The sequence below is a fragment of the Chitinophaga sp. genome (genome assembly GCF_035564935.1).
Taxonomy (GTDB): Bacteria; Bacteroidota; Bacteroidia; order Chitinophagales; family Chitinophagaceae; genus Chitinophaga.
Genome location: NZ_DATMTE010000722.1, coordinates 1 through 4,290 on the forward strand (window position 1 = coordinate 1; position 4,290 = coordinate 4,290).

Here is a 4,290-nt window from a genome sequence, read left to right on the forward strand (position 1 = left end):
AGGAATAGTTTTTTATCAGTAAGCTGGTTGAATGCCGGCAGGCTTATCTGCACAATAACGATGGCTGCAATTCCTGCCAGGAATGCCAGGAAAACCGATTCCCCGATGAACTGGCTGATCAGGGAGCTTTTCAGGGCGCCCACTGATTTCCGGATCCCCACTTCTTTCGCGCGTTTTTCACTCCGGGCGGTGCTCAGGTTCATGAAATTAATACAGGCGATCAATAATATAAATCCGGCAATGATGCTAAACAGGTGAATAAAGGTGCTGCGTCCCCCGTTGTCTTCCACACCGTTGCTGAAGCTGGAATACAGGCGCCAGCGGCTGAGTGGGTAAAGGGACAGTTCCCATTTCATGGTTTTGGCTTCATCATCGTATCGCTGTTTGAGATTTTTTATTTTAGCCTCCACTGCTGCATAACTGGTATTGGGCTTTAACAATACATAGGTGGGTGTGCTGTTGTCGTGCCAGCCCAGGTCTGTTCTTTCCCTGTTTTTTGTATAGGACCGGGGCAGCAGGTAATCGAAATTAAATCTTGAATTAGCAGGAAGATCTTCCAGCACACCGGTAACCGTAAAATTATCTTTATTATCAACTTTTACAATTTTACCTATGGCATCTTCATTGCCGAATAATATGGCGGCTGTTTTTGCGGTGAGTACCATCGAGTGCGGGTTGTTCAGCGCGGTGGCCGGATCGCCTTTCAGCATCGGGAAGGTGAATATCTGCAGGAAGCCGGTATCCACCATATTGGCCGATTTCATTACTTTTTTATCACCTGCCGTAAGCAGATAATTATCATAGGTTACCCTGACGGCACGTTCCACTTCGGGCAGGTCTTTTTCCACAGTGCCGGCCACCAACGAGGAAACGCTGTTCCAGCTGTGGATTTCACCATCCATAGGTACATGGTTCCATATTTCATAGATCCTGTCTTTATTTTGATGGAACTGATCGTAACTCACCTCGTCCTGTATCCACAGCAGGATAAGTATGGTGGCCGCCATGCCAATGGCCAGGCCGGTAATATTGATGAAGGAAAACCCTTTATTGCGTAATAGGTTCCTGTAAGCTACTTTGAAGAAATTCCTGATCATAATACCTGGTTGAAAAATAAAGGCGGAGTTTGAACCGGTTGTACTCAAACAGGATGCCTGATCCCCAGATGATTGATTTACAAGGTTATACCGCTATTTATGAAAACAAAGTTGTTCACTTTCAGTACAGCCACCTGTCCGTTTTTGATACACCCGGTTCACCTCCTGAACAATGCTGCATACATATGCCCGGACCCGTATAACGAAGGTATTTCATTTAGCCTGCCGGCAGATGTAAACCCTGCTTCATGGAACAGCGTTTTTAACGCCTGGAAAGGTACCGGGTAGGGCACCCAGGGATTGGCCCGGGATGTTTCATATTCTACAATAAGGAAAACGCCATCCGGTTGCAGGTGCCGGGCTATTTTATCAATGAACGCCGGTTTCCGGGGTACGTAGTGCAGGGAATTGGCCATCAGAATGCCATTCAGCTCTGATACCGGTAAATCATCTTCCAGGAAATCCAGTTGCCCGGGCTTTATAATCACCTGGCGAGGGTTAGGAAGGCCGGCTAACCTTGGCCGCTCTTTATCGAACGCATAAATAGTACTGCCCGTTTCCAGCAGATGGGCCAGGGCGTAGGTGAAAGTGCCCGTACCACATCCCAGGTCGGCCCAAACCGTTGGAGCGCCCGCATGGGCGGGTGTATGCCTTATCAGCGCAATGGCGTCTTCTATATCCATGGGGGTAAATGTAGGGATTTGTGACAGCTGTGCAAAGCACTGGTAGTTTATGCTATCGCCGCGCCTCCGGGTAAAGGGGCGCCACGCCTGTACACGGGCCATGGCAGCGTGTTCCCGGGTATAGTATTTAACTGCCTGGATATAAAAACAGGTTTACATATACATAACCCTTATCTAAAAGGAAAGGGTTATATAACACTTACCTAAAGCTTATATAAGGCTTATATATGGCTTATCTCTGGAAGGCCCTGCCGGGGGAGCCCTGGCACACGCATCCGGAAGACAGTTACCTTTTTCTAAACTATTGTCCCGTTCATTTTTCCCCTCCCTGCGTATTAATCCCTACTTTTGCTGCTGGTAATGAAAAATGAACTGGCATGAAGACTTATATAGGATTATTTATAATAACGGTACTGGCGGCATGCGCGGGTAACAGCGGTCATGAAACCCCTGCACAGGGCGATTCTTCCATGGCGGCAACCCAGGAAGAAGTGCAGTACGATACTTCCCTGGTGATCAACAGGCGCGATCCGGTATGCAGGATGCCCATCAGGGCTGGGATCTACGATACTGCCCATATCAAGGGTGTTGTAATCGGGTTTTGCTCTACCGCGTGTAAGGATAGCTTCTTACTAAATCCTGCGGCATATACGCTTATCACAAAATCGGGTTATACACCTGGCACGAAGTAATAATGAAAAAGATCCTCCTGCTCGCATTACTGGTGTCCGCATGTAACCAATCCGGAAAAAGGCTGCCCATCCTGGGAGAGCCGGATATCATTGCGCGTGAGCAGAACGGGAAAACGGTGCACGACACCATTTATCCCGTGGTACCGCCTTTTTCGTTTACGGACCAGGACAGTCTCCCGGTAAATGAGCAATCATTTGCGGGGAAGATCTATGTGGCGGATTTTATTTTCCTGTCGTGCCCGAACATCTGCCCGGTAATGACTGCCGAAATGAAGAAAGTATACAACGCCTTCAAAGCAAATGACAGCGTCCTTTTCCTGTCGCACACCATTGACCCGGACGATGATTCCATTCCCCGCCTGAAGGCATATGCCGGCAGCCAGGAAGTTAGCGGCCCCAAATGGCGGTTTGTGACCGGTAACCAGGATACAGTATACCGCCTGGCGGAGAAAGGATATTTCTCCACGGCTTATAAAGACAGCACCGCCCCCGGCGGGTTTGTTCACAGCGGGGGACTGCTGCTGGTGGATAAAGCCCGGCACATACGCGGCGTATATAACGGCACAGACCCTAAGGAAACCACCCGGCTTATAAACGATATAAACATCTTACTAAAAGAAAATTGAAAAGGATACTATCCATATGGCTTTTGTGTGTAATGCTTTTGCAAAGCACCGGCAACTGCTGGATAGTAGCCGCATTTTATCTTAACAGGAATTATATCGCTTCGGAACTTTGTATCAACCGGTTTGATCTTATTCCTGTGTGTAAAGGCTCCTGCTTCCTCGACAAAAAAATAAAGGAAAACGATAAACAACAGGAAGGCAATACCGCCAGCCGGTTGAAAGAAATTACCCTGTTTTGCCAGCCCTTTGATCTTCCCCAGGCAAAACCGGTATCTCCCGGAATTATCATCACGTTCTGTGATTATCATTCACCTTACTTCCCCCAGCTGCTTACCAGGCAGATATTCCGCCCGCCCGCCGCAATGGCTTAACCAGTCACTATTGCATTAAACATCATTAAGCTATTACATGCGTATGAAATCCGGCGAAATCGCTGTGTTATCTGCTGACATGTTTGACACCGGTAATGATTTTTTCTGGATAGGCAGCCCGGGATGCATCCCCGATAAATACCCGCTGCTGGAACAGCCTCACAGGCAACTGTTCTATATGCTGCTGTGCATTGAAAGTGCAGAAGGCAGTGCGGTAATAGATGGTGTTACCATCCCGCTGGACCATCCGAAAATCATTTGTGTAAAACCTGGCAGCATATGCAGCATACATATTAACCGCCATGCCCGCGGTCACATGATCTGCTTTACAGAAGGGTTTTTCTCCCTGAGATATAACAACAATGTATTGCTCAACTTTTCTTTCCTGAATAAGGAAAATGTGCATGAGGTATGCCTGGACGCCACTAAAGCAACGGAGTGGAATCATATCACCCGCTTTATGGAACAGGAATTTTATCAGCGCCGGAAAGGCGCCGCTAACGTGTTGCGGTCTTATCTCAATATCCTGCTCTGTAACCTGGAGCGGCTATTTAACCCGGTGGAAGGAACAGAGCGGAAAAACAATAAGGAAGAAAAACTGCGGCAGTTCAAACTGCTGCTGGACGGGCATTTCATTGAACATAAAACGCCCTCCTTTTATGCAGGGCAGCTGAACATCACCACCAACTACCTGAACAAATTGTGCAGGGAATACAACGGGTTGTCGAGCGGAGCGCTGATCCGCAAACGGATCACACTGGAAGCACAGCGCCTGCTGCATTACACGGGACTGTCGGTAGCGGAGGTAGCCAAGGAACTTG

At 48.2% G+C, this 4,290-nt stretch carries 6 protein-coding genes; 4 read left to right on the forward strand and 2 right to left on the reverse strand.

The window, feature by feature from the left end; all coding sequences use genetic code 11:
• On the reverse strand, positions 1-1,097 hold a 1,097-nt coding region (locus tag VN105_RS18615), incomplete at its 3' end, for an ABC transporter permease (RefSeq protein ID WP_325643034.1).
• A gap of 158 nt (positions 1,098-1,255) precedes the next feature.
• Positions 1,256-1,882, reverse strand: a complete 627-nt coding sequence (locus tag VN105_RS18620; RefSeq protein ID WP_325643035.1) for a class I SAM-dependent methyltransferase — start codon at positions 1,880-1,882, stop codon at positions 1,256-1,258.
• Positions 1,883-2,157: 275 nt separating this feature from the next.
• On the opposite strand from VN105_RS18620, the gene VN105_RS18625 reads away from it, so the two are divergent.
• The 4 genes from VN105_RS18625 to VN105_RS18640 all read left to right on the forward strand — a co-directional run.
• Positions 2,158-2,472 (forward strand): hypothetical protein, encoded by a 315-nt coding sequence (locus VN105_RS18625; RefSeq protein WP_325643036.1) that lies wholly within the window; start codon positions 2,158-2,160, stop codon positions 2,470-2,472.
• A 2-nt stretch (positions 2,473-2,474) separates the two neighbouring features.
• Entirely contained in the window at positions 2,475-3,098 is a 624-nt protein-coding gene (locus VN105_RS18630) for an SCO family protein (RefSeq protein WP_325643037.1), read from the forward strand.
• 32 nt (positions 3,099-3,130) lie between these two features.
• Positions 3,131-3,469, forward strand: coding sequence for a hypothetical protein (locus VN105_RS18635; RefSeq protein ID WP_325643038.1), 339 nt, complete (start codon positions 3,131-3,133; stop codon positions 3,467-3,469).
• A gap of 37 nt (positions 3,470-3,506) precedes the next feature.
• Positions 3,507-4,290: helix-turn-helix transcriptional regulator (locus tag VN105_RS18640; protein ID WP_325643039.1), on the forward strand; the 784-nt coding region annotated here is incomplete at its 3' end.

What these genes read in the sequence shown, in the direction of transcription:
- VN105_RS18625 (WP_325643036.1), top strand. Translation starts at nt 2,158, where the DNA reads ATGAAGACTTATATAGGATTATTTATAATAACGGTACTGGCGGCATGC.
- VN105_RS18620 (WP_325643035.1), bottom strand. Translation starts at nt 1,882, where the DNA reads ATGGCCCGTGTACAGGCGTGGCGCCCCTTTACCCGGAGGCGCGGCGAT.
- VN105_RS18635 (WP_325643038.1), top strand. Translation starts at nt 3,131, where the DNA reads ATGCTTTTGCAAAGCACCGGCAACTGCTGGATAGTAGCCGCATTTTAT.
- VN105_RS18630 (WP_325643037.1), top strand. Translation starts at nt 2,475, where the DNA reads ATGAAAAAGATCCTCCTGCTCGCATTACTGGTGTCCGCATGTAACCAA.